The organism is Pseudomonas sp. DCB_BI (assembly GCF_026240995.1).
In the GTDB taxonomy this organism is placed as follows: Bacteria; Pseudomonadota; Gammaproteobacteria; order Pseudomonadales; family Pseudomonadaceae; genus Aquipseudomonas.
In genome coordinates this window covers 47,697-73,578 of the sequence record NZ_JAPFCG010000017.1, presented here as the reverse complement: position 1 = coordinate 73,578, position 25,882 = coordinate 47,697, and the positions used below count along the sequence as shown (strand labels likewise).

Annotated in this window: 22 protein-coding genes; 5 read left to right on the top strand and 17 right to left on the bottom strand. The window is 63.8% G+C overall.

Going from position 1 to position 25,882, the window contains the following annotated elements; all coding sequences use genetic code 11:
- Positions 1-356: 356 nt before the first annotated feature.
- The 9 genes from OO258_RS18745 to OO258_RS18705 form a co-directional block, all read right to left on the bottom strand.
- A complete protein-coding gene (locus OO258_RS18745) occupies positions 357-1,058 on the bottom strand; it encodes a LexA family transcriptional regulator (RefSeq protein ID WP_266032024.1) in 702 nt (233 codons plus the stop codon).
- A gap of 238 nt (positions 1,059-1,296) precedes the next feature.
- Complete coding sequence (ppa, locus tag OO258_RS18740) at positions 1,297-1,824, bottom strand: inorganic diphosphatase (RefSeq protein WP_003255365.1); 528 nt, start codon at positions 1,822-1,824, stop codon at positions 1,297-1,299.
- 93 nt (positions 1,825-1,917) lie between these two features.
- Entirely contained in the window at positions 1,918-2,733 is an 816-nt protein-coding gene (locus tag OO258_RS18735) for a zinc-dependent peptidase (RefSeq protein WP_266032023.1), read from the bottom strand.
- A 9-nt stretch (positions 2,734-2,742) separates the two neighbouring features.
- Complete coding sequence (locus OO258_RS18730) at positions 2,743-3,390, bottom strand: DedA family protein (RefSeq protein WP_110745214.1); 648 nt, start codon at positions 3,388-3,390, stop codon at positions 2,743-2,745.
- Positions 3,391-3,647: 257 nt separating this feature from the next.
- A complete protein-coding gene (locus tag OO258_RS18725; protein WP_110745213.1) occupies positions 3,648-4,106 on the bottom strand; it encodes a GNAT family N-acetyltransferase in 459 nt (152 codons plus the stop codon).
- A gap of 109 nt (positions 4,107-4,215) precedes the next feature.
- Complete coding sequence (gene eutC, locus OO258_RS18720) at positions 4,216-5,034, bottom strand: ethanolamine ammonia-lyase subunit EutC (RefSeq protein WP_266032022.1); 819 nt, start codon at positions 5,032-5,034, stop codon at positions 4,216-4,218.
- Between the two features lie 8 nt (positions 5,035-5,042).
- Positions 5,043-6,437, bottom strand: a complete 1,395-nt coding sequence (locus OO258_RS18715; protein WP_110745211.1) for an ethanolamine ammonia-lyase subunit EutB — start codon at positions 6,435-6,437, stop codon at positions 5,043-5,045.
- Positions 6,438-6,483: 46 nt separating this feature from the next.
- Positions 6,484-7,932 carry an ethanolamine permease gene (gene eat / locus OO258_RS18710; RefSeq protein WP_110745210.1) on the bottom strand — a complete coding sequence of 483 codons (1,449 nt, stop codon included), beginning with the start codon at positions 7,930-7,932 and terminating at the stop codon, positions 6,484-6,486.
- Positions 7,933-8,158: 226 nt separating this feature from the next.
- Positions 8,159-9,679 carry an aldehyde dehydrogenase family protein gene (locus OO258_RS18705; RefSeq protein ID WP_110745209.1) on the bottom strand — a complete coding sequence of 507 codons (1,521 nt, stop codon included), beginning with the start codon at positions 9,677-9,679 and terminating at the stop codon, positions 8,159-8,161.
- A 254-nt stretch (positions 9,680-9,933) separates the two neighbouring features.
- Between OO258_RS18705 and OO258_RS18700 the strand changes: the two genes are divergently transcribed.
- From OO258_RS18700 to OO258_RS18685, 4 genes are all read left to right on the top strand, one after another.
- Complete coding sequence (locus OO258_RS18700) at positions 9,934-11,865, top strand: sigma-54-dependent Fis family transcriptional regulator (RefSeq protein ID WP_266032021.1); 1,932 nt, start codon at positions 9,934-9,936, stop codon at positions 11,863-11,865.
- Between the two features lie 66 nt (positions 11,866-11,931).
- Positions 11,932-13,281 carry a UDP-N-acetylmuramate:L-alanyl-gamma-D-glutamyl-meso-diaminopimelate ligase gene (gene mpl / locus OO258_RS18695; protein WP_266032020.1) on the top strand — a complete coding sequence of 450 codons (1,350 nt, stop codon included), beginning with the start codon at positions 11,932-11,934 and terminating at the stop codon, positions 13,279-13,281.
- Positions 13,278-13,907, top strand: coding sequence for a flavin prenyltransferase UbiX (gene ubiX / locus OO258_RS18690; RefSeq protein WP_110745206.1), 630 nt, complete (start codon positions 13,278-13,280; stop codon positions 13,905-13,907). Before mpl ends, ubiX begins: the two co-directional genes overlap by 4 nt.
- Positions 13,904-14,191 (top strand): YceK/YidQ family lipoprotein, encoded by a 288-nt coding sequence (locus OO258_RS18685; protein ID WP_266032019.1) that lies wholly within the window; start codon positions 13,904-13,906, stop codon positions 14,189-14,191. The genes ubiX and OO258_RS18685 overlap by 4 nt, the downstream gene beginning before the upstream one ends.
- A gap of 45 nt (positions 14,192-14,236) precedes the next feature.
- Here the strand turns inward: OO258_RS18685 and OO258_RS18680 are convergent, their stop codons facing one another.
- The 7 genes from OO258_RS18680 to OO258_RS18650 all read right to left on the bottom strand — a co-directional run bounded on the left by OO258_RS18680 (position 14,237) and on the right by OO258_RS18650 (position 22,186).
- Positions 14,237-14,881: an oxidoreductase gene (locus OO258_RS18680; protein WP_110745204.1), complete on the bottom strand. Its 645-nt coding sequence runs from the start codon at positions 14,879-14,881 to the stop codon at positions 14,237-14,239.
- 27 nt (positions 14,882-14,908) lie between these two features.
- Positions 14,909-16,642 carry a C13 family peptidase gene (locus OO258_RS18675; protein ID WP_110745264.1) on the bottom strand — a complete coding sequence of 578 codons (1,734 nt, stop codon included), beginning with the start codon at positions 16,640-16,642 and terminating at the stop codon, positions 14,909-14,911.
- 212 nt (positions 16,643-16,854) lie between these two features.
- Positions 16,855-17,919, bottom strand: coding sequence for a 2,3-butanediol dehydrogenase (locus tag OO258_RS18670; RefSeq protein ID WP_266032064.1), 1,065 nt, complete (start codon positions 17,917-17,919; stop codon positions 16,855-16,857).
- A 52-nt stretch (positions 17,920-17,971) separates the two neighbouring features.
- The gene (locus tag OO258_RS18665; RefSeq protein WP_266032018.1) at positions 17,972-19,078 is read right to left on the bottom strand and encodes an acetoin dehydrogenase dihydrolipoyllysine-residue acetyltransferase subunit; all 1,107 of its coding nucleotides are present in this window, start codon (positions 19,076-19,078) and stop codon (positions 17,972-17,974) included.
- A complete protein-coding gene (locus tag OO258_RS18660) occupies positions 19,075-20,097 on the bottom strand; it encodes an alpha-ketoacid dehydrogenase subunit beta (RefSeq protein ID WP_266032017.1) in 1,023 nt (340 codons plus the stop codon). The genes OO258_RS18665 and OO258_RS18660 overlap by 4 nt, the downstream gene beginning before the upstream one ends.
- A gap of 33 nt (positions 20,098-20,130) precedes the next feature.
- Positions 20,131-21,108, bottom strand: a complete 978-nt coding sequence (locus OO258_RS18655) for a thiamine pyrophosphate-dependent dehydrogenase E1 component subunit alpha (RefSeq protein ID WP_266032016.1) — start codon at positions 21,106-21,108, stop codon at positions 20,131-20,133.
- 22 nt (positions 21,109-21,130) lie between these two features.
- Positions 21,131-22,186 carry an ATP-NAD kinase family protein gene (locus OO258_RS18650; protein WP_266032015.1) on the bottom strand — a complete coding sequence of 352 codons (1,056 nt, stop codon included), beginning with the start codon at positions 22,184-22,186 and terminating at the stop codon, positions 21,131-21,133.
- Positions 22,187-22,469: 283 nt separating this feature from the next.
- Between OO258_RS18650 and OO258_RS18645 the strand changes: the two genes are divergently transcribed.
- Positions 22,470-24,323: a sigma-54-dependent Fis family transcriptional regulator gene (locus OO258_RS18645; protein WP_266032014.1), complete on the top strand. Its 1,854-nt coding sequence runs from the start codon at positions 22,470-22,472 to the stop codon at positions 24,321-24,323.
- A 193-nt stretch (positions 24,324-24,516) separates the two neighbouring features.
- Here OO258_RS18645 and accC read toward each other — a convergent pair whose 3' ends face one another.
- On the bottom strand, positions 24,517-25,872 hold the full coding sequence (accC, locus tag OO258_RS18640) for an acetyl-CoA carboxylase biotin carboxylase subunit (RefSeq protein WP_110745198.1): 1,356 nt from the start codon (positions 25,870-25,872) through the stop codon (positions 24,517-24,519).
- Positions 25,873-25,882 lie beyond the last annotated feature (10 nt).

Here is a 25,882-nt window from a genome sequence, read left to right as displayed (position 1 = left end):
TTTCGCAGCTCACGACCAAACTAGCGCGTTGCCGCTGTCAGAAAACTGAGCTCGACATTACTTTTTCGTCAGCTTCTTGAAGGGGAAGGCAGGCCGCACAGGGCTTGGGATGGCTTTCGGCGAGGCATTAAAAAGCCGGCTTGTGGCCGGCTTCTCGGGGACGCTTCCGACTAATTTATGGTAAGCCGCAATCGCCTTAACTGTGTGGCCAACAAGGGCCTGAAAGAGATGGCAGATACCCGTGTGGGATATCGCCGAGCCCTCTAGACCAGGGCTTGCGCCGGCCGGGGCTGAATGTGCCGCGTAGCATACAAGGGCTGGCGCAGGATGCCCAGCAAAAATTGGCACAGGGTGGTTCAGCCGGGCCGCTGCTGGCGAAAATGCGACCAGTGGAACACCCAACCAAGCACTTCCAGGTTTTGCGCCTGAAGCTGTGCAGGGGTGTAACGCTCCACCGCGTAGTTACGCCGGTCATGACTGTGCAGGTACAGCGTACCGTGCTGGCCAAGGCTGAGGTTGTTCACCCTGAGCATGCCGTTGTGCAGCAGGGCATAGGTTTCCCCCTCAATCACCTGGGTCATGCCCCGGTCGATGACCAGCATGGCCTCCAGCGGAATCAGCGGCAGCATGTTACTGGCCGGCATCGTCATGCAGATCGCGTTGCAGGCCCGCACTCCCAGCACTTTCAGGGCTTTTGCCGGCAAGCGCAGGTGCTTGCCGGCCACTGTCGAGAGCAGGCCATTGTCCAGTTCGTAATAAGGCACTTTCACAAGCCGACCGTGATGCACCGACAGCGGGGTAGGCGGGTTGGCGGGTGTGTGCCGGGGCCGACAGGTACGCAGGATCGGGTTGGGGTGTTTGGGCCCTTCGCCAGAGCGCAGCCAGCGGCGGTGCACGCAGAACAGGTCGGCCAGTTCGTCCAGGCGGGCCAGGGGCACGCCGCGTTTGAACCAGTTGTTGACGTGCTGTGGTGTGACGCTGCGCTGGGCGGCGAAGTCGGAAGGAGTCAGGCCACATTCATGGAGAAGGGCCTTGAGGCGGTCACCGGAAGTGTTCATGCCGGCGAGTGTAGCGGCGTGATGCCAGCAAGGGTATGAACCGGGTGTTGACGAAATTTGTAGGAAAACAGGCTGTTTGTAGGGTGTTGGTGTAAGGCGACGTAGGATTTATTACCCATATCTGAGCGTTACTGCCATCCCTGCAGAAGCGCGACGACAGGCCACGCCTGATAGCGCTCACGAGCGCATGCCGGCCAAAAAAAACCCCGCCAAGGCGGGGTTCATTCTGCAACCGGTATCAGCCCTTGTAGGCAGCAACCGATTTGGTGATCGCGGCACGGGCGGCGTCGGCGCCTTCCCAGCCTTCGATCTTGACCCACTTGCCCTTCTCGAGATCTTTGTAGTTGGCAAAGAAGTGCTCGATCTGCTGGATCAGCAGGGCTGGCAGGTCGGTGTATTCCTTCACGTCAACGTACAGCTGCGACAGCTTGTCGTGAGGAACAGCGATGACCTTGGCGTCGCCGCCGCCGTCGTCAGTCATGTTCAGCACGCCAACCGGACGGGCGCGGATAACCGAGCCTGGGGCCACCGGGTAAGGGGTAACCACCAGCACGTCCAGCGGGTCACCGTCGTCAGCCAGGGTGTTCGGGATGAAGCCGTAGTTGGCAGGGTAGAACATCGGGGTAGCCATGAAACGGTCGACGAACAGGGTGTCGCTGTCCTTGTCGATCTCGTATTTGATCGGCGCGTGGTTGGCCGGGATTTCGATGGCGACGTAGATGTCGTTCGGCAGGTCTTTGCCCGCCGGAATCTTGCTGTAGCTCATTGGGCAGTGCCCCCGTGTTTGACCAAAAAAGTGGCGGCGATTATAGGCACATTCTGCCGGGGCATGCCACGCCTGGCCTGATGTGCGGCCCCGTCAGGCGTGGCTTTCGCGGTATTCGGGGTGCTCGGCCTGCAGTTGGCACAGGCGCCCCAGCGGGTCTTGCCGGTAGAACAGCGACAACTGACTGTAGACCAATGGATAAGCCTGGTGCAGAAGGTCGGGGGCACTGAAGAAGTATTCGCTGGTGACTGCAAAGAACTCTGCCGGGTTCTCCGCCGCGTAAGGGTCGATGGCGGTTTCGGCGTCGGGGTCGGCGTCCAGCTGGCGGTTGAGGTCGTCGTACGCCTGCTGCATGGCGCTTGCCCACTCATCCACCGGCATGCCGCTGTGTAGCGGTGGTAGGCCGTTGGCATCGCCGTTGAGCATATCGAGCTTGTGCGCCAGCTCATGGATGACCAGGTTGTAAGCCTCCCAGCCGCCGCTGGCCAGCACACCGTTCCAGGCCAGGATGATCGGCCCCTGTTGCCAGGCCTCGCCGCTGTGCTCGCCGTCCCACACATGCTCCACGCCGCTGGCATCGCGATGGCGTTGCGGGCTCTTGAAGTCGTCGGGGTAGAGGATGATTTCGTGGAAACCCTGGTACCAGTTCAGCTCACCCAGGTGCATCAGTGGCAGCTGGGCCTGGGCGGCCAGCAACAGGCGCTGCTCGTCGTCCGGTTCAACGCCGGGCAGGCAGGTAAGGTGCTTGTCGAGCAGGAACAGGATGCAGGCTTCGCGCAGCCAGTGGTCTTCTGCATCGGTGATGCCATCCAGCATCGGCAGGCGCTCGCGTACGGCCTGCCATTGCTGTGGGGTGATCGGGTAGCGCGCCAGGGTGCGCTTGCGCCGCCAGGCGCTGAACGACCACATGAGGGGCGGTCAGTGGGCTTTGGCCGTGCGGCCCAGGCGGGTGCGCAGCAGGCCCAGGATCATGGGTACCAGCGACAGGACGATGATGCCCACCACCATCAGCGACAGGTGCTGCTTGATGAACGGCACGTTGCCGAAGAAGTAGCCGAGGGTGACCAGGCCACCGACCCACAGCAGCGAACCGGCGACGCTGAAACCGAGGAAGCGCGGGTATTGCATGTGCGCGATGCCGGCGACGAACGGTGCGAAGGTCCGCAGGATGGGCAGGAAGCGCGCCAGGGTCACGGTTTTGCCGCCGTGGCGTTCATAGAATTCGTGGGTGCGCTGCAGGTAATCGCGGCGGAAGATCTTCGAATTGGGGTTGTTGAACAGGCGCTCGCCGGCCGTTCGCCCGATTACGTAGTTGGTGCTGTCGCCCATGATGGCCGCAGCCATCAGCAGGCCGGCCAGCAATACCGGGTCCATGCCACCGCCAGCGGCCACGGCACCGGCAATGAACAACAGCGAATCGCCTGGCAGGAACGGCATGACCACCAGCCCAGTCTCGCAGAAGATCACGGTGAACAGGATGGCGTAGATCCAGGGACCGTAATTGGTGACCAGCAGATCGAGATAAGCATCGAGATGCAGGATAAGGTCCAGCGGGTTGAAATCCATGTACAGCACCTGTGTTCTGGGGCGTAGGCTCAGTTACCTGGGGATGGGTAAATTTTCACACATGACAGGTGGGGCATTATACGGCTAAGTGAAGAACATGCCCGGGGAGTTTGTAGCGGGGGGTTACGACAGGGGGTGTTTCCTGGTTCAGCCTGTTCGCGGCTAAACCTGCGCTCACAGGCTCACCACAGCCCTGCAGGAGCAGCACAAGGCTGCTGTTGCAGGTGTGGTGCATGCCAGAGGGAGCGTCGAGCAGGTCAATCCTGGCTAATGGGCAGGATGTAGCTCTTGAACTCGGTGTCTTCACGAAACCCGATGGATTCGTAAGTCTTGTGGGCTACCTGATTGTCCGCGCTCGTCGAAACCCGCATGCGCACGGCATTGGTTTCCCTGGCCATTTTCTTCGCCTCGCGCATCAGGTGGTCGGCCACCAGCATGCGCCGCGAGTCTTCGGCGACGTAGATATCGTTGAGGATCCATACCCGCTTCAGTGACAGCGAGGAGTAGCTTGGGTACAGCTGGCAGAAGCCCAGCAGCTTGCCGTCGTCATCATCGGGTAGTGCCAGGTAGATCACCGATTCATCCCGCTTCAGGCGCTTTTCCAAAAAGCTGCGCGAGCTGTCGGGGTAGGGCAGCTGCCCATAGAACTCACGGTATTTGACGAACAACGGCGTGAGCAGGTCGAGGTGTTCCAGGGTTGCCTTGATGATGCGCATGTGCGGCCCTCAGAGTCCATTTGGGGAAACAGCGGAATGCCTGCAGCGTTCAAGAGCATGCTGCCCCAATGCTGGCCTTTAGCGCAATCCGCCCTCCGTGACATGTTCTTTACCCTTCGCCGAGCAGGAAGTTGCCTCGCTGGGAAGGGCCATTTTCGCTGTCGATGCTATGGACCTCGGCTTCGTCCTTCAGATTCACTCCGGAAAGCTGGCGCCGGCAGGCTTCGCGCATCAAGTACAGCAGGCGATGTGCCGCCATGCCATAACTCAGGCCCTCCAGGCGGATGTTGGAAATGCAGTTGCGGTAGGCGTCGGTCAGGCCGACCTTGGGTGCATAAGTGAAATACAGGCCAAGGCTATCGGGCGAGCTGAGCCCCGGGCGTTCACCGATCAGCATCACTGTCATGCGGGCACCAAGCAATTCGCCAACCTCGTCGGCCACCGCCACGCGGCCCTGTTGCACAAGCACTACCGGGGCGCTGGTCCATCCGTCTGCCGCAGCCTGCTCTTCGAAGCGGGTCAGGAATGGCAGCGTATGGCGGTGCACGGCCAGCGCCGACAGGCCGTCGGCGACGACGATGGCCAGGTCGACGCCGCCGGGGTTGGCCTGGGCGTGCTGGCGCAGCGTGGCAATCGAGTCTTCATTAAGGCGCCGGCCCAGGTCCGGGCGCTGCAGGTATTGGTGGCGGTCGCTGGCGGCGCTGTGCAGCACCAGGCTTTCGCGCCCACGGTCACTCAGCTGGGTAGCCAGGCTGGCGTGGTCGAAGGCCAGGTGCACGGCATCGCGGGCCTGGGCATGGGCGAACTGGAAGTCCAGCTGCGCGCCGGTCGGCAGGCTGGTGCCGGTGCGGCCCAGGGCAATGCGCGCCGGGGTCAGGGTGCGCAGGGCCAGCCAAGGGTTGTCGGGGGTAGGCGTGCGGTGGTCCATGGTCGTCCCTATGCAAGCTGTGCCAACGCCTGGCGGAAAGCCGGCGGCAGGTTGTCACCGAAGCGCACCCGGCCATCGGCCTGGGTGAAGATGCCGGTGCGGGCCAGCCATGCCTCGAATTCCGGCCCGGGCTTCAGGCCCAAGGTCTGGCGCGCATACAACGCGTCGTGGAACGAGGTGGTCTGGTAGTTGAGCATGATGTCGTCGGAGCCGGGGATGCCCATGATGAAGTTGATCCCGGCCACACCCAGCAGGGTCAGCAGGGTGTCCATGTCGTCCTGATCGGCTTCGGCGTGGTTGGTGTAGCAGATATCGCAACCCATCGGCACGCCCAGCAGCTTGCCGCAGAAATGGTCTTCGAGGCCGGCGCGGATGATCTGCTTGCCGTTGTAGAGGTATTCCGGGCCAATGAAACCGACCACGGTGTTGACCAGGAACGGCTTGAAGTGACGGGCCACGGCATAGGCGCGGGTTTCGCAGGTCTGCTGGTCGACGCCGTGGTGGGCGTTGGCCGAGAGCGCGCTGCCTTGGCCGGTTTCGAAATACATCAGGTTCTGCCCGAGGGTGCCGCGTTTCAGCGACAGACCCGCTTCGTAGCCTTCCTGCAACACGTTCAGGTTGATGCCGAAGCCGGCGTTGGCCGCCTCGGTGCCGGCGATGGACTGGAACACCAGGTCCAGTGGCACGCCGCGGTTGATCGCTTCGATCGAGGTGGTGACGTGGGTCAGTACGCAGGACTGGGTGGGGATGTCGTAGCGCTGGATGATGGCGTCGAGCATTTCCAGCAGGGCGCAGATCGAAGCGATGCTGTCGGTGGCCGGGTTGATGCCGATCATGGCGTCGCCGTTGCCGTACAGCAAGCCGTCGAGAATGCTGGCGGCGATACCGGCCGGTTCGTCTGTCGGGTGGTTGGGTTGCAGCCGGGTCGACAGGCGCCCGCGCAGGCCCATGGTGCCGCGGAACCGGGTGACCACGCGGATTTTTTGCGCCACCAGCACCAGGTCCTGCACGCGCATGATCTTCGACACGGCAGCGGCCATTTCCGGGGTCAACCCGGGCGCCAGGGCGCGCAGGCTGTCTTCGTTGGCTTCCTCGCTAAGCAGCCAGTCGCGCAGACCACCGACGGTCAGGTGGCTGACCGGGGCGAAGGCCTGGGTATCGTGGGTGTCGATGATCAGGCGAGTAACTTCATCTGCTTCGTAAGGGATCAGTGCTTCATTGAGGAAGTGCGTCAGCGGAATATTGGCCAAAGCCATCTGCGCGGCGACGCGCTCGCCGTCGTTGCTGGCCGCGACGCCTGCCAGGCAGTCCCCGGAGCGTGCCGGGCTGGCCTTGGCCATCACTTCCTTGAGGCTGTCGAAGCGGTAGACCAGATGGCCGACCGTGTGTACGAAACTTGCCATACAGAATCTCCAGAGCCGCGGGTTGCCCCGCGGCGGGTGGCGGCGATCAGTGCAGGGCCTCTTCGGCCTTCTGGATCGCGGCGAATTCCTCTTCCGGTGTGCCCGCAACCAGGTGGTGGCGGCTGTAGAAAGCAAAGTAGGCAATTAATACCGCATAGATCACTGCGGCGCCAATGACTACTCGCGGGTCGACCAGGAACCCGGCGACCACGGCGATGCACGCCAGCACCAGCGCCAGGCCGGAGGTGAAGATGCCACCCGGGGTGCGGTATGGGCGTTCCATCTTTGGCCGGCGGATGCGCAGGGTGATGTGCGCAGCCATCATCAGCACGTAAGACAGGGTAGCGCCAAACACTGCCACCAGGATGAGCAAGTCCCCCTGGCCCGTCAGCGACAGGGCAAAACCGATGATGCCGGGGATGACCAAGGCCATTACTGGGGCCTTGCTCTTGTTGGTTTCCGACAGCTTGCGCGGCAGGTAGCCAGCACGGGACAGGGCGAAGATCTGCCGGGAATAGGCATAGATGATCGAGAAGAAGCTGGCGATCAGCCCGGCCAGACCGACCAGGTTGACGAAGCCGCCCATCCAGGTGGAGCCGCCGTAGGCCTTCGACAGGGCTTCGACCAGCGGGTTACCGGAGGCCTTCAGCGCCTCGGAGCCTGCGCCGCCCGGGCCGACCACCAGGATCAGCAAGGCGAAGGCCAGCAGTACCAGCATGGCGCCGATCAGGCCGCGTGGCAGGTCACGCTTGGGGTTCTTGGTTTCTTCTGCGGCCAGCGGCACGCCTTCGACGGCAAGGAAGAACCAGATGGCGTAGGGGATGGCTGCCCACACGCCGACATAGCCGAACGGCAGGAAGCTGCTGGCGCCGACGGCGTCCGTTTTGGCGATGTCGAACAGGTTGGCTGCATCAAAATGGGGCACCATGCCGATCAGGAACACGGCCAGTGCAATGGCGGCGATGGCGGTGATGATGAACATCAGCTTCAGTGCCTCACCCACGCCGAAGATGTGGATGCTGATGAACACGATGTAGAACGCCAGGTAGATCATCCAGCCGCCGATACCGAACAGCGATTGGCAGTAGGCGCCGATGAACACCGCGATGGCGGCAGGCGCGATGGCGTATTCGATAAGAATCGCCGTGCCGGTCAGGAAGCCGCCCCACGGCCCGAACGCGCTGCGCGCAAAACCGTAGCCGCCGCCAGCAGTCGGTATCATCGATGACAGCTCGGCCAGCGAGAAGCACATGCACAGGTACATGGTTGCCATCAGCAAGGTGGCGAGGAACATGCCGCCCCAGCCGCCCTGGGCCAGGCCGAAGTTCCAGCCGGCGTAGTCGCCGGAGATGACGTACGCCACGCCCAGGCCGACCAGCAGCACCCAGCCGGCGGCACCTTTTTTAAGTTCACGTTGCTGAAAATAGTCCGAGCCGACCTTCTCGAAGTCGACGGAGGAGCCTGCCGGGGAGCCGGCGGAATGATCGCTTGGCATAGATTCACCTGTTGTTTTTCTTGGTGGCCGGAAGGGTTCCGGGCCGATGGTGATGGGTACTGCAGGAAGCGAGCCAGAGCGGCTGGTGCACGGTTGCCGCTCTGGGTTTAAGGTATGCCGGCCTGGCCTCTTCGCGGGTGAACCCGCTCCTACAGGGATTGCGCAAGATTCAAGACCCGCGCAGGACCTGTAGGAGCGGGTTTACCCGCGAAGAAGGCGACGCGGTTTAGAAGAAGCCCAACGGATTGATGTCGTAGCTCACCAGCAGGTTCTTGGTCTGCTGATAGTGATCCAGCATCATCTTGTGCGTTTCACGGCCAACCCCGGACTTCTTGTAACCGCCGAACGCGGCGTGCGCCGGGTACAGGTGGTAGCAGTTGGTCCACACACGGCCAGCCTTGATCCCGCGGCCCATGCGGTAGGCACGGTTGATGTCGCGGGTCCACACGCCCGCACCCAGGCCGAACTCGGTGTCGTTGGCGATCGCCAGCGCTTCGGCTTCGTCCTTGAAGGTGGTGACGCTGACCACCGGGCCGAAGATTTCTTCCTGGAACACGCGCATCTTGTTGTTGCCCTTGAGGAGCGTCGGCTGGATGTAGTAACCGGTGGCCAGCGAGCCCTCCAGCTTCTCGACCTTGCCCCCGGTCAGCAGCTCTGCCCCTTCGTCCTGGGCAATCTGCAGGTACGAAAGAATCTTCTCGAACTGCTGCTGCGAAGCCTGCGCGCCAACCATGGTGTCGGTGTCCAGCGGGTCGCCGCGCTTGATCTGCAGCACCTTCTTCATCACCACTTCCATGAACTGCGGGTAGATCGACTCCTGCACCAGAGCACGCGACGGGCAGGTGCACACCTCGCCCTGGTTGAAGAACGCCAGCACCATGCCTTCGGCCGCTTTTTCGATGAAGCTCGGCTCGGCCTGCATGATGTCTTCGAAGTACACGTTCGGTGACTTGCCGCCCAGCTCGACGGTAGACGGGATGATGTTCTCGGCTGCGCATTTCATGATGTGCGAGCCAACCGGGGTAGAACCGGTGAAAGCGATCTTGGCGATACGCTTGCTGGTGGCCAGGGCTTCACCGGCTTCGCGGCCATAACCTTGCACCACGTTGAGTACGCCAGGTGGCAGCAGGTCGCCGATCACTTCCAGCAGCACGGTGATACCCAGCGGCGTCTGCTCGGCAGGCTTGAGCACCACGCAATTACCGGCGGCCAGTGCAGGCGCCAGCTTCCAGGCGGCCATCAGGATGGGGAAGTTCCACGGGATGATCTGCCCGACGACGCCCAGCGGCTCGTGGATATGATAGGCCACAGTGCCTTCGTTGATCTCGGCGGCACCGCCTTCCTGGGCGCGGATGCAGCCCGCGAAATAGCGGAAGTGGTCGACGGCCAGGGGAATGTCGGCGTTGAGGGTTTCGCGGATTGGCTTGCCGTTGTCCCAGGTTTCGGTGATGGCCAGCAGTTCAAGGTTCTGCTCGATGCGGTCGGCAATCTTCAGCAGCACGTTGGAGCGATCCTGCACCGAAGTGCGGCCCCAGGCGTCGGCAGCTGCGTGGGCGGCGTCGAGCGCTTTATCGATGTCTTCGGCAGTGGAGCGGGGAAATTCGGCGATCAGTTTGCCATTCACCGGGGACGTATTTTCGAAGTACTGCCCCTTGACCGGAGCTACGAACTCGCCACCGATGTAGTTGCCGTAGCGGTTCTTGAAGGAAACCTTCGCGCCTTCGGTACCGGGATGTGCGTAACGCATGGTGTGTCTCCTGGCTATTGTGTTTGTTGGGGAGTTGAAAAGCGTAGAGCAAAGGTTGGGCCAGCGCTGGCCGTGCCAGGCAAATCAATGACTTGGGTCATTTTTACCAGGCTGATCAAGGGTCGCTGTGCCGGCGCCGGTACGGCTGGGGTGACATTTTGTGCCGTTTGCGACACGTCACAGGCATGTGCATTGCAAAGCCTACCCGGGTGGAGGATGCTGGGCTGACGCTCTATCTGCGGAGAATTACAACAATGCAGAGCAATCACTTCACTCGCCATGCCCGGCAGGTGCATAGCGTTGCCCATGGTGGGGCCGGGGAGGGCGGCAGTGACCCGTCCATCGCCCGCTCCTGGCTGCGCTGCCTGGAGGACTACCACCTCGACCCTGCAGTGATCGAGGCCCCCGTGGTGCTTGAGCACGGGCGCCTGCTGGAAAGCCGCGAGCGCCTGCGCCAGGTGCTGCAGATTGCCGACCATGAAATGAACAGCCTGCATCAGCAGCTTTCCGGCGCCGGCCATGCGGTACTGCTGACCGACGCCCGCGGGGTGATCCTCAACTGCGTCAGCGCGCCCAGCGAGCGGCGCAGCTTCGAGCATGCCGGGCTGTGGCTGGGCGCCGACTGGAGCGAGGCGCGAGAGGGCACCAACGGTATCGGCACCTGCCTGGTCGAGCGCCAGGCGCTGACCATTCACCAGAACGAACACTTCCGTGGCCGCCACACCGGGCTGACCTGCTCGGCCAGCCCGGTGTTCGACCCGCATGGCGAGCTACTGGCGGTGCTCGACGTCTCCTCTGCGCGCCCTGACGTATCCCGGCAAAGCCAGTTTCACACCATGGCCTTGGTCAACCTGTCGGCGAAGATGATCGAGACCTGCTACTTCCTGCGCCATTTCGAACAGCAGTGGCTGCTGCGTTTTCACCTGCAGGCCGAGTCGGTCGGCCTGTTCAGCGAGGGGCTGCTGGCGTTCGACGGCGACGGGCGGATCTGTGCGGCCAACCAGAGCGCACTGAACCTGCTGGGCACCGTGCGTGGTGGCGTGCTGGGCAAACCTTTGGAACGCTTCTTTGCCTGCAGCCACGATGAGCTGTTCAGCCGCGCCACGCCTGGTGGCAGCACTGCCTGGCCGCTGCGGACACTGGACGGCCGCCAGGTATTCGCCAGCCTGCGGGGGCAGGCACGGGCGCCGGTATGGTCGGTACCCGCTGCCCAGCCTCGGCCCGCGCGGGAGGTCGAGCCGCTGGTGTGCCTGCTCGACCCGGCGCTGCAAAACGATTTTCGCCGCAGTGTGCGGGTGTTCGAACGCGATGTGCCTTTGTTGCTGCGCGGCGAGACCGGCTGCGGCAAGGAGGCCTTCGCCCAGGCCGTGCATCAGGCCAGCGAGCGGCGCAGCAAGCCATTCGTTGCCATCAACTGCGCTTCGATCCCGGAGAGTCTGATCGAGAGCGAACTGTTCGGTTACCGCGGCGGCACCTTTACCGGCGCGCGCAAGGAAGGCATGCGTGGCAAGTTGCTGCAGGCCGACGGCGGCACCTTGCTGCTGGACGAAATCGGCGACATGCCGCTAGCCCTGCAAACCCGCCTGCTGCGTGTACTGGAAGAGCGTCAGATAGTACCGATCGGTGGCGAACCGCAGGCGGTGGATGTGCGCATTGTCAGTGCTACGCACCGCGACCTGCTGGAGCGGGTGGAGCAGGGCAGCTTCCGCGAAGATTTGTATTACCGCCTGAATGGCCTGGAAGTGACGTTGCCGGCAGTGCGTGAGCGCAGTGACAAGGCGCAATTACTGGACTTCCTGCTGCGTCAGGAAGCCCAAGGGCAACTGATCGACATCGAACCCAGGGCGCGGCAGGCACTGCTCGACTTTGCTTGGCCGGGCAACGTGCGGCAAATGCGCAATGTGCTTCGTACGCTGGTGGCGCTTTGCGACGACTGCCGAATCGGCTTCTCGGATCTACCCCCCGCAGTGCGCAGCAGTGCCAAGCTTGTGGGCGCGGGCGTTGGTCCAGGAACTGCCGGTGAACTGGTGGGTAGTGAGGTTTTGCAAGACGCGGAACGGGAAGCGCTTATGGTGACCCTACAGGCAAAACACTGGCACCTCACCCGTGTCGCCGAGCACTTGGGCATCAGCCGCAATACCTTGTATCGAAAACTGCGTAAACACGGCATCACCAAGGCCGACTAAGCGAAACAGCGGGTGCGATTTGTCGCGCCCTGGGCTACCCTGCCTCGATGTTTTGCGAGGTTGACCATGCATATTCACATTCTCGGTATTTGCGGCACTTTCATGGGGTCGCTGGCGGTGCTGGCCAAGGAACTTGGCCACCGCGTCACCGGCTCCGATGCCAACGTCTATCCACCGATGAGCACCCAGCTCGAAGCCCAGGGCATCGAGCTGACCCAAGGCTACGACCCGGCCCAGTTGGAGCCGGCACCCGACCTGGTGGTGATCGGTAACGCCATGTCACGCGGCAACCCTGCGGTTGAATACGTGCTGAACAAAGGCCTGCCTTATGTTTCCGGCCCGCAGTGGCTGGCCGACCACGTGCTGCAAGGTCGCTGGGTGCTTGCCGTTGCCGGTACCCACGGCAAGACCACCACCAGCAGCATGCTGGCCTGGGTGCTGGAGCACGCCGGCATGAGCCCGGGTTTCTTGATTGGCGGCGTACCGCAGAACTTCTCGGTGTCGGCCCGCCTGGGTGATACGCCGTTCTTCGTGGTCGAGGCCGACGAGTACGACAGTGCCTTCTTCGACAAGCGCTCGAAGTTCGTGCACTACCACCCGCGCACTGCGATTCTCAATAACCTTGAATTCGATCACGCAGACATCTTCCCAGATCTGGCATCGATCGAGCGGCAGTTCCACCACTTGGTGCGGACTATCCCCAGCGAGGGCCTGGTCATCCATCCAACCACCGAGCAGGCGCTCGAGCGGGTGATCGGCATGGGCTGCTGGACCCCGGTGCAGACCACCGGTGAGGGCGGCCAGTGGCAAGCCCGCCTGCTCAGTGCCGATGGCTCACGTTTCGAAGTGCTGTTCGATGGCGAAGTGCAAGGCGTGGTGGACTGGGCCCTGACTGGCCAGCACAACGTCGCCAACGCCTTGGCAACCCTGGCAGCAGCGCGCCATGTGGGCGTGGTGCCGGCCATGGGCATTGCTGGCCTCAGCGCCTTCAAGAGCGTCAAGCGGCGCATGGAGAAGGTCGCCGAAGTGCAAGGGGTGACCATTTACGATGACTTTGCCCACCACCCGACTGCCATCGCCACCACCCTCGACGGCCTGCGCAAGCGCGTTGGCGAGGCGCCGGTGATTGCAGTGATCGAACCACGCTCCAATTCGATGAAGCTCGGCGCTCACCGAGACGGCTTGCCGGAAAGCGTCAACGACGCTGACCAGGTGATCTGGTACGCACCGGCCAACCTGGGCTGGGACCTCGCCGCCACCGCCGCGCAATGCAAGGTGCCGAGCGTCGTGGCCGACAGCCTCGAGGCGATCATCGAGCGGATCAAGGGCCAGGCCCGGCCAGGGACGCATGTGGTGATCATGAGCAATGGCGGCTTCGGCGGCCTGCATGGCAAGCTGGCCGAGGCGCTGAAGTGAGCGGGCCGGAACGCATCACCCTGGCCATGACGGGCGCCTCGGGCGCCCAGTATGGCCTGCGCCTGCTCGATTGCCTGGTGCGCGAGGACCGTGAGGTGCACTTTCTGATCTCCAAGGCCGCGCAACTGGTGATGGCCACCGAGACCGACGTGGTGCTGCCGGCCAAGCCCCAGGCGATGCAGGCCTTTCTTACCGAATACACCGGCGCCGCCGACGGGCAGATCCGTGTATATGGCAAGGAAGACTGGATGTCGCCGGTAGCCTCAGGCTCGGGCGCCCCGGCAGCGATGGTGGTGGTGCCCTGTTCCACCGGTAGCCTGTCGGCCATTGCCACGGGTGCCTGCAACAACCTGATCGAGCGTGCGGCGGACGTTACGCTCAAGGAACGTCGCCAGCTGATCCTGGTACCGCGCGAAGCGCCGTTCTCCACTATTCATCTCGAGAACATGCTCAAGCTTTCGCAGATGGGCGCGGTGATCCTGCCGGCAGCACCGGGCTTCTATCACCAGCCACAAACCATCGACGACCTGGTCGACTTTGTCGTGGCGCGCATTCTCAACCTGCTGAACATTCCCCAAGACATGTTGCCCCGTTGGGGCGAACATCACTTCGGGGTGGATGATTGAGGCGAGCACTGGCGGGATTGCTGGCGCTGGTGATGCTGGGGGGCTGCGCCACGGTGCGCACGCTGGATGCCAACAAGCCTGGCGCACCGGTGGTGTATGCCGGTACCCGGCTGGATTTGTACGTGATCAATGGCGGGTGTTGCCCGCGGGATCATTACGGGGCTGACGCTCCGGCATATCCGCGCCTCGATCTGCCGGGGAGCATGTTGCTTGATACCCTGCTGCTGCCGTTGTCTTTGCTGACAGCGGCCGGCATAGGGTTCCAGGCTAGCGGCGGCCTGTGATGGCCTTTCGCGGTCGTGCCCCCGAAAGGCCATCACCAGCGAAGCCTAAATCTTGCCCAGCCTGCGCAACTCATCCGACTCTACAATCCGCACCCCGTCTTCTTCCTCCAGCGCCAGCCGCCACAGGGCACGGGCCAAGGTACAAGCCTCGATTCCCCGGTATTTCCCGGGTATCAACCTGGAAAACGGCGAAACCAGCTGTTCACTGAGCCGCGGTTCAATCCGCTCGCCCAGCAGGAACGACGGCCGCACGATGGTCAACTGTGGCCAATCCTGAGCCTTGAGCGCTTCTTCCATCTCGCCCTTGACCCGGTTATAGAAAATTGACGACTTGGGGTCGGCGCCCACGGCACTGACCACCAGCAGATGCCGTGCGCCCATTTCCCGGGCACGCTTGCTGAAGGCGACCACCATGTCCAGATCCACGGCGCGGAAAGCTGATTCGGAACCGGCCTGTTTCAGCGTGGTGCCCAGGCAGCAGTAGGCAATGTCGACCCGGCCGGCCAACTGTGGCAAGAACACCGCCGGGTCGCCTACCGGGTTTTCCAGGTGCGGGTGTTCGGCCAGTGGCCGGCGGGTGGGGGCCAGCACACGGCTGATGGTGGGCTCGTTGAGCAGGCGGTCGAGCAGGTGTTCACCGGTGAGGCCGGTGGCACCGGCAAGCAGGACATGCTGAGGCGTCAAATACATGATGTCTCTCCCTTGTTACACACAAGTCTAGTGGCTGGTCGGCGTTTTTGCCTGACCTCCCACAGTGGCCTGTGAGGCGTTACGCAATGCTTCTTCGGCCTGTTGCCGGCGCAGGTGTTGCCAGTGCTCAAGCACGGCTGGCGGCGCCCACAGCTGCGGCTCCGAGGCCTCGAAGCCTTCCCTTTGTTCTCTTTCGGCAACGCTGGAACGCGCCAGTTCAAACGCCTGTTTCAGGTCGTCGGTCTGGTTAAGGGCTTCGGCAAACAAGGCATCGCCAAAGTAGGTGAAATCGGCTTCTTCCGAACACCCGAAGGACACCCGGTCGGCCCGCGCGGCTGTCATGATCAGCGTACGGTCATCCTTGAGCGGGGCGATATAGCCCCCTGAATAGCAGGCGGAGATGACAATGACTTTGTCGCGGTTCTTCAGCGGCGCCAGTGCGGTGGCCAGTTCATCGGCGGACAGGTCGGCCAGTTGCAGGCGCGGCTGGTCGAGCACCAGTTGGTGGTCCTGGCTGCCGTGGCTGGTCAGATAGATGAACACCAGGTCTTCAGGGCCGCTGCGCTCGGCCAGGGTCTGGGCGGCGCGGGTAAGGTTCTCGCGGGTGGCCATGGGGCGGGTAGCCATGTGGTCACGGTGGTTGATCAGGGTCACCTGGCCGCGGGCGCCGAAGCGCACTTTCAGCATGTTGCTGACGTAGTCGGCTTCACGCAGGAACACGCTCTGCTGGCCATCGCCAGCGACCACCAGGCTGTACAGCTGGATCGCTGGCACCGAGCGCGGCACCCGGGTCAGTGCCTCGTCCAGCAGCCGGCCCTGGTTGAGCAGGGCCAGGTCCAGCGGGTCGGGCAGCAGCTTGCCGTTGTGGTCGCGCACGCGCACGCCGTTGGCCCACACGCCGCTTTCTACCTTGCCGCTTGGCAGAATCAACCGCCCACGGCCGTGGTAGGCATCGTTGAAGAAACCGCCGATGTACTTGCTGCCGTCGGCCAGTTGCAGGCTACCCTCGCCTGAAAAGCGCCAGTCGACGAAGTCACCTTTGTAATGGCTACCATCGCTGCCCAGCAGTTCACCTTCGCCGATCAGCGAGCCATCCTTGAATTCACCGATCCACACATCGCCATCGGCGTTTTCGTAGCGGCCACGGCCCTCCAGGCGGTTGTCCTTGAACTCGCCGATGTACTGCTCGCCATCAACGCTGTCGTAGGTGCCGGCGCCTTGTAGCTGGCCGTTGACGAAGTGGCCGCTGAACTGGTTGCCGCTGGCGTCGCTGCGCACCCCGGCACCGTTGGGCTTGCCCTTGGCGAACAGGCCTTGGTAGCGACTGCCGTCGGCCAGCTCCAGTTGGCCTGCGCCTTCGTACAGGTCGTCCTTGAACTGGCCACGGTAGGTCTGGTCGGCTTGCTTGAGGGTGCCTTCGCCGTCGCGTCGCCCGTGGCGGAAGGTGCCGCTGTAGTGGCTGCCCGGGGTGGTCAGGTCGCCCAGGCCCTGAAACAGCCCCTCGGCGAACTGGCCGCGGTAGACCTCGCCGTTCTGGCCATGCCATTCGCCTTGGCCATGCCACTGGCCGTCCTTGAAGCTGCCGGCGTACCAGCTGCCGTTGGGGTAGTCGATCCGGCCCTCACCCTGCAGCAGGCCATCGACCACCTGCCCCCGGTAACGGCCACCGTCAGGCAGGCGCGCGTCTGGCGGTAGCAGCGATTCGCCATCGCCACAGGCGGCGAGCAGCAGGACCAAGGTAATGGGGAGCAGTGGACGCATGGCGAGGACCGGGTAATAGGTCTGCCGAGTATGACGCAGAATGGGATCCTGAGACAGCGAGCCCCTGTGTCGGCGCACAGCCTTGGAACCTTGCGCGTGCCCTGTAGGAGCGGCTTCAGCCGCGAACACCGGCGAAGCCGGTGCCCTCGACCGTGTTGCTTCTTCGCGGGCCCGCCCGCTCCCACAGGTGCCACGTTACCTTCAAGGTGCAATCAGCGCACACCAGGTGAAACGATGATCTTCACGTTCTCCTCTTTGTTGTTCACCAGTTCCTCGAAGCCCAGCTCGACAATCTGCTCCAATCCGATCCGGCCGGTTACCAGCGGGCGAATATCCAGCCGACCATCAGCAATGAAGGCAATCACGTCAGCAAACTCGCCGTTGTACGCCAACGCCCCCAGCACCTGTTTCTCGGTGGACACCAGCTCGAAGAAGTTGAACTCGCTGGGCTCTTCGAAAATACCCACCAGCACGCACTTGCCTGCTTTGCGGATGGTGTCGATGGCCAGCTTGGCCGTATGTTTGTTGCCGATGCACTCAAAACTCACATCGGCGCCCAGCCCTGCAGTCAGTGCGCGGATTTCCGCCAGGGCATCGCACTGGCTGGGGTCCAGCACCACGTTGGCGCCAACCTCTTTGGCCTTGGCTTTGCGTGCTGAGGACATTTCCAGGGCGATAACCTGCGCTGCGCCCGCGGCTTTGGCACACATGATAGTGCAAAGGCCGATGGTGCCGGCACCCACCACTACAACGGTTTGCCCAAGCAGGCTGCCGGCCTTTTTCACCGCGTGCATACCCACCGCCAGCGGTTCGATCAGTGCCCCGGCTTCGGCAGGGAAGCCCTGCGGCAGCCGGTAGAGCAGTTTGGCGGGCACGTTGACCAGCTCGGCGAAGGCACCGTTGTTCATCAGGCCGGTGAACGCCAGGCGTTCGCAGATGTTGTACAGGCCATGGGTGCAGTAATAGCAGGTACCACAATGCTGGCACGCGTCTGCCGCCACCGGGTCGCCTACGGCATAGCCTTCCACGCCTTCGCCAAGCTTGGCGATGTGGCCGCAGAATTCGTGGCCGAGGATGCACTGGCCCTGAATGCCGGTCAGCGGGTGCGGGGCCTCTACCGGGATGAACACCGGGCCGGCAACATATTCGTGCAGGTCGGAGCCGCAGATGCCGCACCAGTCCACCTTGATCTGCACCCAGCCCGGCGCAGGGTCGGCCGGCAAAGGTACCTGTTCGACACGAATATCGTTGCGGCCATGCCAGACGGCCGCGCGCATGTGGGTGTGGCTCAGGTCATTCATTGTTGTTCTCCAGGCTCACGAAAAGGGCTTAGTGCTTGCGCAGGAATGCGAGCAGTTGCTGGTTGACCTGTTCGGCCGCCTCCATCTGCACCATGTGGCCGGCCTCTGGCAGCACCTGTACTTCGGCTTCCAGGCCCTCGGCGTGGCTGGCCGGGATGATCGCATCCTTGCCACCCCACACCACCAGTGCCGGGTGATTGCCAAGGACCCCGCGCAAGTCGTGGCGCTGCCGGTCGCCGTCGGCGAGCGCCCCTGCCAGCTGCTGCAGGGCCTGGTCCACACCTTCCAGGCGCTTGAACTTGAGCATGTCCTCCAGCATTTGCCGGGTGACCAGCGCCGGGTCGGCAAACAATTGCACCATCTGCGGTTTGAGTGCATTGCGGTTGGCCGCGGTGACGAAACCTTGCAAGTACTGCCCGTTGATCGCTTCGCCCAGACCGGCGCTGGCCACCAGGCTCAGGCTGGCCACCCGCTGCGGGGCCAGGCGCGCCACGTTGAGGCTTACGGCACCGCCCATGGAATGGCCGGCCAGGTGGGCCTTGGCGATGTCCAGGTGGTCGAGCAGGGCGAGCACGGTTTCGCTCAACTCATCCAGGTCGCCCCGCTGCAGGGCCTTGGCCGACTCGCCGTGGCCCGGCAGGTCGAGGGCGATGACCCGCCGCTCGGCAGCCAGTGCCGGGTGGTTGAACAGCCAGTTGTTGAGGTCACCGCCAAACCCGTGCACCAGCATCAGCGGTGTGCCGCCTTCACCCAGCTCGAACCAGCGCAGCAGGCGCCCGCCGACTTCCGCCTTCTGAGGGGCCGGCCCCTGGCTCTGGTCGGCGCCGCCTTCGGCGACGAACTCGGCCTGGAAGCGCTGTACCACGGCATCGATCTCGGCCTCTTCTGCTTCGCCTTCGACCACCACCGCCAGCAGTGCGCCGACGGGCAGGGTTTCATCCGGCTTGGCCACCTGGCGGCGCAGCACGCCGCTGAACGGCGCTTCGACGCTGCTGCTGATCTTGTCGGTCTCGACGTCCAGCACTTCGTCGCCCTTGCTGATTTCGTCACCTTCCTGCTTGAGCCAGGTGTCCACCCGGCCCTCGGTCATCGACAGGCCCCACTTGGGCATGGTCAGGGTATGGATCTGGCTCATGCGGCACTCCTTGCGGCTTCGATCACCTTGCGCACTGCGGCCTCGACCTTCGCCGCGTCTGGGATGTAGAGGTCTTCCAGGGCGTCGGAGAACGGCACCGGGGTGTGCGGCGCGGTGACCATTTCGATCGGGCCTTTCAGCGCGCCGAAGGCCTTTTGCGCCACCAGTGCGCTGATGTCGGTGGCCATGGAACAGCGAGGGTTGGCTTCGTCGATCACCACCAGGCGGCCGGTCTTTTCCACGCTTTCCAGGATGCTGTCTTCGTCCAGCGGGCTGGTGGTGCGCAGGTCCAGCACTTCACAGTCGATGCCCTGCCGGGCCAGGTTGTTGGCGGCCTCCAGCGCCACGTGCACCATGCGCCCGTAGGTGACCAGGGTCACGTCGTCGCCATCGCGCAGGAAGTTCGCTTCGCCGAACGGTACGGTGTACACCTCTTCCGGCACTTCGCCCTGCATGCTGTACAGCAGTTTGTGCTCGCAGAAGATCACCGGGTCGTTGTCGCGGATCGCCTGAATCAGCAAGCCCTTGGCATCGTACGGCGAGGACGGGCAGACCACCTTCAGCCCGGGGATATGCGTCCACAGCGAGGTGAGCATTTGCGAATGCTGGGCCGCCGCGCGCAGGCCGGCGCCATACATGGTGCGCATCACCAGCGGGGTCACTGCCTTGCCGCCGAACATGTAGCGAAACTTGGCGGCCTGGTTGAGGATCTGGTCCAGGCAGCAGCCGGCGAAGTCGACGAACATCAGTTCGCACACCGGGCGCAGGCCCTGTGTGGCCGCACCGACGGCCGCGCCGACGTAGCCGATTTCCGACAGCGGCGCGTCGAGCACGCGGCCTGGGAATTGGTGATACAGGCCTTTGGTCACGCCCAGCACGCCACCCCAGGCGTCATCCTCGCCAGGGGCACCGGCTCCGCCGGCAACGTCTTCGCCAATGATGAACACACTGTCGTCGCGGCGCATTTCCTGGGCCAGGGCTTCGTTGATGGCCTGCTGGTAGCTGATCTTTCTTGCCATGGTGGTTCTCCTGTTGTTCTTGTAATCCGCGGCTCAGGGGTAGGCGACGTAAACGTCGGTGAGCAGGTCGGCGGGCTGTGGCTTGGGATCGGACTTGGCGCGGCGCACGGCGTCTTCGATCAGGTCCTCGACGCGGGCGTCGATGGCGTCCAGTTGCTCGGCCGTGAGCAGGCCGGCACGGGTGGTCTTGTTGCGGAACTGCATCAGGCAGTCGCGCGACTCGCGCAGGTTCTTCACCTCATCGGGGGCGCGGTAGGTTTGCGCATCGCCTTCGAAGTGGCCGTAGTAGCGGCTGAGCTTGACCTCGACCAGCGACGGCCCTTGCCCCGAGCGGGCACGCTCGATGGCCGCGCCAGCTGCCTCGTACACGGCAAAGAAGTCGAAGCCATCGATGGTCACCCCAGGCATGCCGAAGCCGGCTGCGCGGTCGGCAATGTGGTCGCAGGCCACCGACCAGTTCGAGGCGGTGGCCTCGGCGTAGCCGTTGTTCTCGGCGACGAAAATACACGGCAGGTTCATGATCGACGCCATGTTCATGGCCTCGAACACCGCGCCTTCGTTGGAGGCGCCATCGCCGAAGAAGGCTACCGACACATCGTCACGGCCCTTGAGCTTGGCCGCCAGCGCTGCTCCGGCCACCAGCGGTGCGCCGGCCCCGACAATGCCGTTGGCGCCGAGCATGCCTTTTTCCAGGTCGGCAATGTGCATCGAGCCGCCCTTGCCACCGCACACGCCGGTCTTCTTGCCGTAGATCTCGGCCATCATGCCGTACACGTCCACACCCTTGGCGATGCAGTGGCCATGGCCGCGGTGGGTCGAGGCGATGCAGTCGCTGTCGCGCAGGTGGGCCATGACCCCGGCGGCCGAGGCTTCTTCGCCGGCATACAGGTGGACGAAACCGGGGATTTCACCGGTGGCGAACTCCACATGCAGGCGTTCTTCGAAGGCGCGGATGGTGCGCATTACTTCATAGGCATGCAGCAATTGTTCAGTACTGAGCTGATTGGACATCTTGTTGTTCTCCAGGGTTGTCTCAACACGGGTTTGCAGGGTGCAGCCGGTGGCCGCGGGGTACTGCCAGCAGGTGATGACGGGCGGCGTGTGCCAGTACAGCCTCGACGTCCACGCTGAGCGGGCCTTGAGGGTCGAGCGTGATGGTGGGGGTGTCGTGATCGGCAAATTCGATTTCGCGCTCGCCGTCCAGGGCCAGGGTGCCGCTGGAAAGGCTCAGGCGATGGGCAACGCCGGGTGTCAGCCTGCCGCTGGCGGTCACGCCGCAGGCTTGTAGAAGGCCGGGGGCCAGCGGTGCGAGCAGTGCCTGCTCGGCACCAGGGTTCAGGCGTATCCAGGCGCCGTGCGGGTCCTGGCGTGATACCGGGCACCACAGGCCGCAGAGGGCTGACAGGCCAATGGCATGGGGCTCGGCAAAACAGGCGAATACTTCAGCAAGGTCTTCACTGCGGCTGAGCGCGCGGGCGCCGATGAAGCGCTGCGGTGATACTGCCACTTCCACCAGGGCCCATTCGGCCAGCTGTTGCTCCGGCACTTTCACCAGCAGGCGCTTGTTGCGACGCAAGCCGAGGCTGGCCGGTACCTGGCCGCTGGCGAGCAGGCCACCGGCCAGGCCCGCGCTGGTGGCCTCGCGCAGTTCGGGGAAGGCATTGTTGGTGCCAGTGGACAGGGTGAGCAGCGGTACGTCACCCGCTTCGGCGGCGACCGCCTTGTGGGTGCCATCGCCGCCGAGCACGGCGATCAGCGCCACGCCGCGTTCGACCATGCGTCGGGTGGCCAGGCGGGTGTCGGCTACGGTCTGGGTCAGCGGCAGGTCGAGTATTTCGATGGCCGGCCAGTGCTGGTCACGGGCGCCTGGGCCCTGGCTGGCTTTGAGCACGGCGGCGGCGATGCCGGTCATGTCGCTGGGCAGCAGCACCTGGCCGATGCCGGTGGCGCCGAAGGCAGCCAGCAGGCGCTGGATCGCCGAGGCCTTGTCGGTGCTTGAATACAGCCCGGCGCTGGCTGTCAGACGGCGCAGGTCGCGGCCGGAGGCGGGGTTGGCAATGATCCCGACGGTCGGGGCGGGTAGCGGCATGGCGCACCTCGTATTTTTGTTTGCAAGGGCAGGAGCAAGCGCGGTGCCAGCTTTTCGTGGCGCAGCTGAAAGGGCCGCGCCAGAGCAGTTTTGCTGCGCTCAGGCAGGTGCTCATTGCGCTGCTGGCGAGACGCCGGGTGCCAGCGCGGGGCCTGGGTTGGCGAGACGCTGAGACGCAGCGTCTCAAGCCGGCCGGTAATCACACAGTGCTTGTCGGGGCATGCCGGGAAGCGCTTAATGGCCGCACAACGACAAAAACAGCAACGAGAACCGGAGGGCCCGAATGCTTGCCGCGAACTCCCGAGCCCATGTCGACTGCGTCAGCAGGGTGCTGAAAAATGCCGACCGCCTGCCACAGGCGCCGGTGCCGCCGCTGATCCTCGATTCATGGCGCCGTTCCATGGAGCTGTACCGCCTCGATCCTGGCTCCCAGCAGGGGCCGCGCATCCTGTCCCAAAGCCTGCTCAACGAATGCCGCGAACGCGCTGAATTGTTCCTTCGCATTGCCAGCGATGCCGTGGCACGCCTGCACGAACGTGTGCGCGGCGCTGACTACTGCGTGCTGCTGACCGATGCCCAGGGGCGCACCATCGATTACCGGGTCGAGTCGGCCATCCGCAACGATTGTCGCAAGGCCGGGCTGTACCTCGGCACCTGCTGGTCGGAGGGCGAGGAGGGCACCTGCGGCGTGGCAGCGGTGCTGACCAGCAAGGCGCCGGTCACGGTGCACAAGCGCGACCACTTCCGCGCTGCCTTCATCGGCCTGACCTGCACGGCGGCGCCGGTGTTCGACCCGCAGGGCGAGTTGCTTGGGGTGGTGGATGTCTCGGCCTTGCAGTCACCGGACGACCGCCGCAGCCAGCACCTGATCCGCCAGTTGGTCGAGCAGACCGCCCGCGAAATCGAAAACGCCTTCTTCATGCACAGTGCCCAAGGCCATTGGGTGATGCGCGCCCACGGCACGCCCGGCTACGTGGAAAGTCAGCCTGATTACCTACTGGCCTGGGATGCCGATGGCCGCCTGCAAGCGATCAACAGCCTGGCGCGGGAGCGGCTGGTAGAGCGTCTGGGGCGTTTGCCCGAGCACATTGGCGAACTGTTCGACATCGACCAGCTACGCCGGGTGAGCGCGTCGTCCGCCCAGCGCCTGCCTGGCCTGGGCGGTTGGTATGGCCGGGTCAGCGCACCGCAGCAACGCCAGCGTACGCTGCCTGTGCGTCAGGCCCAGGACACCCGTATCGAGCAGCACCTGCGGTTGGCCACCCGGGTCAAGGACTGCAACCTGGCGGTGCTGGTGCTGGGTGAGACCGGGTCCGGCAAGGAGGTATTCGCCCGCCAGCTGCACCAGCAAAGCCAGCGCTGTGATGGCCCGTTCGTTACCCTGAACTGCGCGGCCATTCCGGAAAGCCTGATCGAGAGCGAGCTGTTCGGCTATGTGGCCGGGGCCTTCACCGGGGCCTCCAGCAAAGGCATGCAAGGGCTGTTGCAGCAGGCCGATGGCGGCACGTTGTTCCTCGACGAAATCGGTGACATGCCGCTGAACCTGCAGACCCGCCTGTTGCGGGTGCTGGCGGAGGGTGAGGTGGCGCCGCTGGGCGCGGCGCGGCGGGAGCGGGTGGATATTCAGGTGATCTGTGCGACCCATCGCGATCTGGCGGCGATGGTGGCGGACGGGCGATTTCGTGAAGACTTGTACTTCCGCCTGGCCAATGCCCGTTTCGAGCTCCCGCCCTTGCGTGAGCGCGATGACCGACTGGGCCTGATTCACCAGTTGCTGGCCGAGGAGGCCGCGGCCTGCGGGGTGGAGGTGGTGATGGCGGATGACGCGCTGCAGGCGCTGCTGGTTTATCGTTGGCCGGGTAATTTGCGCCAGCTACGGCAGGTATTGCGGTATGCCTGTGCGGTGAGCGAGGGCGAGCAGGTGCGACTGCAGGATCTGCCGCAGGAAGTGCGCGGTGACGCGGTCGGCTCGGCGGAAAGCGGGGTGTCGTGCCCGGCCCGGCAGCTGTTGCTGGACGCGCTGATCCGCCATCGCTGGAAACCGGCCGATGCGGCGCGGGCATTGGGCATTTCGCGGGCGACGCTTTATCGGCGAGTGCATGAGCATCGCATCGACATGCCGCGGATGAAGGGGTAGAGCCCTGGGGGCGCGCTGCGCCCCTTTCGCGACGCAAGGCCGCTCCCACAAGGACGGCGTCAGTCCTGAGGCATGCGCGCAACCTGTGGGAGCGGCCTTGTGTGGCGATAGGGCCGCAACGCGGCCCCAGATTCAGGCAGGCGATAAAAAACCCCGGCACAAGGCCGGGGTTCTGGTACATCACACTACACGATCAGTCCTGGTTGGCCAGTTTGTGCTCGAGGTAGTGAATGTTGACGCCGCCTTTGCAGAAACCTTCATCACGCACCAGGTCGCGGTGCAGCGGGATGTTGGTCTTGATGCCGTCGACGACGATCTCGTCCAGGGCATTGCGCATGCGCGCCATGGCTTCGTCGCGGTCCTTGCCGTAGGTGATCAGCTTGCCGATCAGCGAGTCGTAGTTCGGCGGAACCGAGTAACCGCTGTACAGGTGCGAATCGACGCGAACGCCGTTGCCACCCGGGGCGTGGAAGTGCTTGACCTTGCCTGGGCTCGGGATGAACTTCTTCGGGTCTTCGGCGTTGATCCGGCACTCCAGCGAGTGGCCACGGATGACAACGTCTTCCTGGCGGAACGACAGCTTGTTGCCAGCGGCGATGCTCAGCATCTCCTTGACGATGTCGATACCAGTGACCATCTCCGACACCGGGTGCTCAACCTGCACACGGGTGTTCATCTCGATGAAGTAGAAGCGACCGTTTTCGTACAGGAACTCGAAAGTACCAGCACCACGGTAGCCGATCTCGATGCACGCATCGACGCAGCGCTTGAACACTTCCTGGCGAGCTTTTTCATCGATGCCCGGGGCAGGTGCTTCTTCCAGGACCTTCTGGTGACGACGCTGCAGCGAGCAGTCACGGTCGCCCAGGTGAATGGCGTTACCCTGGCCGTCGGACAGTACCTGCACTTCCACGTGACGTGGGTTGGTCAGGAACTTCTCCAGGTAAACCATCGGGTTGCCGAAGGCAGCACCGGCTTCGGTACGGGTGAGCTTGGCCGAGGAGATCAGGTCCTCTTCCTTGTGCACCACGCGCATGCCGCGACCACCACCGCCACCGGCGGCCTTGATGATCACCGGGTAGCCGACGTCACGGGCAATCGCCAGGGCGACTTCTTCGTCTTCCGGCAGCGGGCCATCGGAGCCCGGCACGGTCGGTACGCCCGACTTGATCATCGCATCCTTGGCCGAAACCTTGTCGCCCATCAGGCGAATGGTGTCGGCTTTCGGGCCGATGAAGGCGAAGCCGGACTTTTCCACCTGCTCGGCGAAATCGGCGTTTTCAGCCAAGAAGCCGTAACCCGGGTGAATCGCGGTGGCGCCAGTCACTTCGGCGGCAGCGATGATCGCCGGGATGTGCAGGTAGGAATCCTTCGACGATGCAGGGCCGATGCAGACCGATTCGTCTGCCAGGCCCAGGTGCATCAGTTCACGGTCGGCAGTGGAGTGCACGGCGACGGTCTTGATGCCCAGCTCTTTGCAGGCACGCAGGATCCGCAGGGCAATTTCCCCGCGGTTGGCGATCAGGACTTTTTCGAGCTTCCCAGACATCGTTGGCTCT

Coding starts and splice junctions, on each gene's coding strand:
- OO258_RS18745 (WP_266032024.1), bottom strand. CDS start 1,058: ATGAACACTTCCGGTGACCGCCTCAAGGCCCTTCTCCATGAATGTGGC.
- ppa (WP_003255365.1), bottom strand. CDS start 1,824: ATGAGCTACAGCAAGATTCCGGCGGGCAAAGACCTGCCGAACGACATC.
- OO258_RS18735 (WP_266032023.1), bottom strand. CDS start 2,733: ATGTGGTCGTTCAGCGCCTGGCGGCGCAAGCGCACCCTGGCGCGCTAC.
- OO258_RS18730 (WP_110745214.1), bottom strand. CDS start 3,390: ATGGATTTCAACCCGCTGGACCTTATCCTGCATCTCGATGCTTATCTC.
- OO258_RS18725 (WP_110745213.1), bottom strand. CDS start 4,106: ATGCGCATCATCAAGGCAACCCTGGAACACCTCGACCTGCTCACGCCG.
- eutC (WP_266032022.1), bottom strand. CDS start 5,034: ATGGACCACCGCACGCCTACCCCCGACAACCCTTGGCTGGCCCTGCGC.
- OO258_RS18715 (WP_110745211.1), bottom strand. CDS start 6,437: ATGGCAAGTTTCGTACACACGGTCGGCCATCTGGTCTACCGCTTCGAC.
- eat (WP_110745210.1), bottom strand. CDS start 7,932: ATGCCAAGCGATCATTCCGCCGGCTCCCCGGCAGGCTCCTCCGTCGAC.
- OO258_RS18705 (WP_110745209.1), bottom strand. CDS start 9,679: ATGCGTTACGCACATCCCGGTACCGAAGGCGCGAAGGTTTCCTTCAAG.
- OO258_RS18700 (WP_266032021.1), top strand. CDS start 9,934: ATGCAGAGCAATCACTTCACTCGCCATGCCCGGCAGGTGCATAGCGTT.
- mpl (WP_266032020.1), top strand. CDS start 11,932: ATGCATATTCACATTCTCGGTATTTGCGGCACTTTCATGGGGTCGCTG.
- OO258_RS18680 (WP_110745204.1), bottom strand. CDS start 14,881: ATGTATTTGACGCCTCAGCATGTCCTGCTTGCCGGTGCCACCGGCCTC.
- OO258_RS18675 (WP_110745264.1), bottom strand. CDS start 16,642: ATGCGTCCACTGCTCCCCATTACCTTGGTCCTGCTGCTCGCCGCCTGT.
- OO258_RS18670 (WP_266032064.1), bottom strand. CDS start 17,919: ATGCGCGCGGCCGTCTGGCATGGCCGCAACGATATTCGTGTCGAACAG.
- OO258_RS18665 (WP_266032018.1), bottom strand. CDS start 19,078: ATGAGCCAGATCCATACCCTGACCATGCCCAAGTGGGGCCTGTCGATG.
- OO258_RS18660 (WP_266032017.1), bottom strand. CDS start 20,097: ATGGCAAGAAAGATCAGCTACCAGCAGGCCATCAACGAAGCCCTGGCC.
- OO258_RS18655 (WP_266032016.1), bottom strand. CDS start 21,108: ATGTCCAATCAGCTCAGTACTGAACAATTGCTGCATGCCTATGAAGTA.
- OO258_RS18650 (WP_266032015.1), bottom strand. CDS start 22,186: ATGCCGCTACCCGCCCCGACCGTCGGGATCATTGCCAACCCCGCCTCC.
- OO258_RS18645 (WP_266032014.1), top strand. CDS start 22,470: ATGCTTGCCGCGAACTCCCGAGCCCATGTCGACTGCGTCAGCAGGGTG.
- accC (WP_110745198.1), bottom strand. CDS start 25,872: ATGTCTGGGAAGCTCGAAAAAGTCCTGATCGCCAACCGCGGGGAAATT.